The 3900-nt window shown below is 50.9% G+C and carries 2 protein-coding genes; both read right to left on the bottom strand.

The window, feature by feature from the left end; translation table 11 throughout:
• Positions 1-1657, bottom strand: a 1657-nt coding sequence (locus PHF27_RS02855; RefSeq protein ID WP_300065760.1) for a M10 family metallopeptidase, incomplete at its 3' end; no start/stop codon positions are given.
• Between the two features lie 197 nt (positions 1658-1854).
• On the bottom strand, positions 1855-3900 hold a 2046-nt coding region (locus tag PHF27_RS02850; protein WP_300065758.1), incomplete at its 5' end, for a calcium-binding protein.

Genomic DNA, 3900 nt, shown 5'->3' with positions numbered 1-3900 from the left:
AATTGGCCAGCGTCGCACCGGAGCGCACGGCCTCGTAGTCCGCCTGGCTGCTTACCAGCAGCGTATCGCTGCCAGCCCCCCCGTTATAGATGGCTTGGCTGCCGCCGTAGTAGACGACGTCGTTGCCAGCTCCCGCATCCAGCGTATCCTGCTGCCCGCCGCCCCGCAGCGTATCGTTGCCGTCTCCCCCGTAGAGAAGGTCGATCCCCAAACCTCCCACAAGCTGGTCATTGCCTCCCAGGCCGTTTAAGGTGTCGTTGAGACTGGTGCCGGTAAGATTATCATTGCCGCTGGTGCCGTTGAATACATGCTGCGAGACCAACGCCCTCACCTGCCCGTTGTAGCTAACGTATTCGACTCCGCTCACGCAACTAGACAAAGCCAGCGTATTGTATGTGCTGCTGTCAGATGCTATAACTGTATCGCTGCCAGATCCGCCCACCAAGGTGTCTGCATTGTCATAAATTAAAACATCATTACCGTCCCCGCCATCCAACACATCCCCCTGGATTCCTCCATCCAGCGTGTCGGCGCCGCTGCCGCCGTAAAGCAAATCGCTTCCAGCCATTCCCTGCAGAAAGTCTGCGCCATTTCCTCCCTCTAGGCGATTGCCGACAGAATTTCCTGTCAACGTATCATTTCCATTACCGCCAACGGCATTTTCAATAAGTGAGCGGGCATCATTGTTATAAAGCAAGGCATTGGCCACGCTCCCCCTGGCCACATGGCCATAGTAGTCTAAAGCTGCCAATTGAGAAGAACTAAACGTACTCCATTCTCCCGGATTTAAATTTACAGCTACCCCTGTCTGGTAAGCAGATAAATCGTATGTATCGTTGCCTCCGCCATCCCATACGGTTTCAAAAATTTTAGACGTTCCCGGCTGCCACCGATACACTGTATTACCTGCATTATAAGTAAAGTTAGCCCCATACATATATTGCACTGCAGCAATATCACTCATCATCGGCGTTGTGGCATACGAGTTGGAATAATTTGTATATCCACCTGTCACCGAAGCGCCAATATAGCTCCGATAGCTCATGACGGAAAATTCCATATCATCACTTGCCAAATCGCAAACCACACCGCGCGCAGAATCATGTGGGTGTTTCAAACCCAATGTGTGTCCTAGTTCATGAACAAACGTAATGTAATCATAGGTGCCTACTATCGGATTGTCCGGCGCATAGGTGCCAGTCCCAAACCATACGTCACCCCCAGCTTCACTGTAACTAGGATAATAAGCCCACGAGGTAGTAGGAGCGCTGCTGCGGGCCAGGCGAATCACCCCACTAGAAGAAGGTTCACTGACCAATGAAAACGTCAGATTGCACACATTCGCCCAAGATTGCAACGCAAGGGTAGCCGCACTTCGCTGCTGCTCGGTAAGGGGCTGAAAACCAATATTATTTTCTCCGCTGCTCGAATAATTAGACGGCCAGCTCGAGCCTACCACTGGAAAACTATACGTCAAAACATTGCTGGACCACTTCACGCCAGAAAGCAGCGAATCAACGCGATTACTGCCGCAAGTAGATGTGGTTGCCGTGGTTCCTTGGGCGTTGCTGCGCCCTGCAATACTGTCCTCACTGTTTTCCGCTGTACGGGCATCTTGCAAATCAACATTCGATAAAACAGTTATTTCTTCGCTCACAAGAACCGCTCCTTTATACAATTCAAATATAGTTATTAATATTTTCGGCATTTTCCACTATATACCTGCTAGTTTTCCATAAATAAACAAACCATCCTTGCTGCCAAACTACGATTACGTCTTTTTAGCAACAAGGATGGTTATCCAAATAAGGTTATTCAAACTTTTTCAAACATACACCTAACCAAAAAACTTTATCAACACAGCTCCCCAAACCTCCACGCGCCATCCACCTGGTAGAATTGGAAAATTCTGCCTTGCATGGAAAAATCCGTATACATACTGATATTGCTGTCCCAGTTTTGAATGCACAGCTGCTCGCCTGCAAGTCCGTTCAAATACAAATTCCCGTCTTGTACGCTCGCGCTCAAATCATTTATAGAAGAAATTCCTTCTCCTAAGAAAATGACATCACTTATGCCATCATCACCAACCCCTGTAACAGTATCACTTCCCATGCCTTGGCCAAAATACACGACATCGCTCCCATCGCCGACAAACAACTGGTCGTTGCCTTGAGCTCCCCACAGCGTATCATCGCCGCTGCCGCCGTAGAGAACATCTGCATCGCCACTACCTTTAAGCCAATCGTTTCCTTCATCCCCATAAAGGGTGTCACTTCCCGGTCCGCCTGTCAGCGTATCGTCCCCCGCCTCGCCGTGCAACACATCATCGCCAGCCCAGCCTTGGAGAAAATCGTCGCCGTTGCCGCCGGCCAATGTATCATCGCCGGCGTACCCGATCATCAGATCCGCCCCTTCAGTCCCTGCCAAAACATCGCTGTTCGACGACGGCTGATTCTGGAACAGCGTAAATGTTTTATCATTGAACTGGATGCTGCCCGGACGCCCGGAGGCCCAGTTGGTGAGCACTAGACTGTCGGCTCCCTGATCGCCATAGACAATCATGAAGTTACCATGATCCATGGTCATATCCCATTTCCATAACGACAGGTTTTGAATAGAAATTCTATCTTGCGCATCTACACCTTGAATCGTATCGACTCCGTCCCCGCTGGAGAACAGGAAGGTATCCCCACCGCTGCCTCCAACCAAGACGTCATTACCCAGCAGCGTGCTGTTGCCGAAACCAGCGACTACGTAATCGTCGCCAGCGCCGCCGTCTTCGTAGTTGTCGCCCCCCCATCCATCAAGAGTGTCATTACCATTGCCGCCTATAAGAGTATCATCTCCCTCGGAACCCCTCAATATATAGTTTCCGTGGGATGCCAACTCCCTCACTTGACCGTTATAACTGATATACTCAATATTCGCCAATGTGGCTGAGCCGCGCAACGACGCATAGTCATTCTGGCTCCAGACATAGAGCGTGTCGCTGCCCGCTCCTCCCTCATACACAGTCTGGCTGCCTCCGTAGTAGAAGACGTCGTTGCCTGCGCCGCCATCAAGCACATCATTACCCAAGCCGCCTATCAGCACATCAGCGCCATCGCCGCCACGCATGGTATCGTTACCGCCATACTCTGAGCCATAGCCGCTTATACTAAGCGATTGCCACTTTACTACCCCTTCGGAGATACCAGTAAGCGTATCATTCCCGGCGCCTCCGTCCATGAGGTCATTCCCATTGCCTCCCAGGAGATAATCATTCCCGCCCAATCCATTCAGCGTATCTTGTCCTGCACTACCGCCTAAAACCTCGCCAGCGCCAGTGCCATTCAGGCTGTCATTATTGTCCGTTCCCGCATAAGGCGACGCGGTATTTCCTAGCGCACGCGCAAAGCCCTGCCAATACACATACTCCACGTTTTGCAACCGGTCGGATTGTGCCGCTTCTAAATACGTAGTTTCTTCCGCCGCAACAAGGGTATCACTGCCGCTGCCTCCATCGACAAACTGGTTCTGATACCCGCAGAACAAGATGGCGTCATTGCCATCATTTCCATAAATGAACCCATTAACATGACCGCTTACAAAATCATCGCCGAGACCGCCCCGCACGGTTGAATTTGGGGAAAAAGCTAAAATTTTATCCGCGTCATTCCCACCATCAACCAGCACACCATTGCCCAAATAGCTATTTATATAATCCTCTCCAGCTCCACCCAGCAGCGTACTGTTAGTGGCATACTCTGCGTAAATAAAGTCAGCGTCATTGCCTCCGTCTAAAAGAACCTGGTTTCCGTAAATACCATAGAGACTATCCGCCCCGGTGCCTCCCAGCAGCGTACTGTTGACGGCAAGAAAGGAGGAGACATAGTCAGCGTCATTGCCCCCGTCCAA

This window comes from Anaeromusa sp. (genome assembly GCF_028691475.1).
Classification (GTDB): Bacteria; Bacillota; Negativicutes; order Anaeromusales; family Anaeromusaceae; genus Anaeromusa.
The sequence above is the reverse complement of the archived record's forward strand: the minus strand, read 5'-3'. Positions and strand labels throughout refer to the sequence as shown.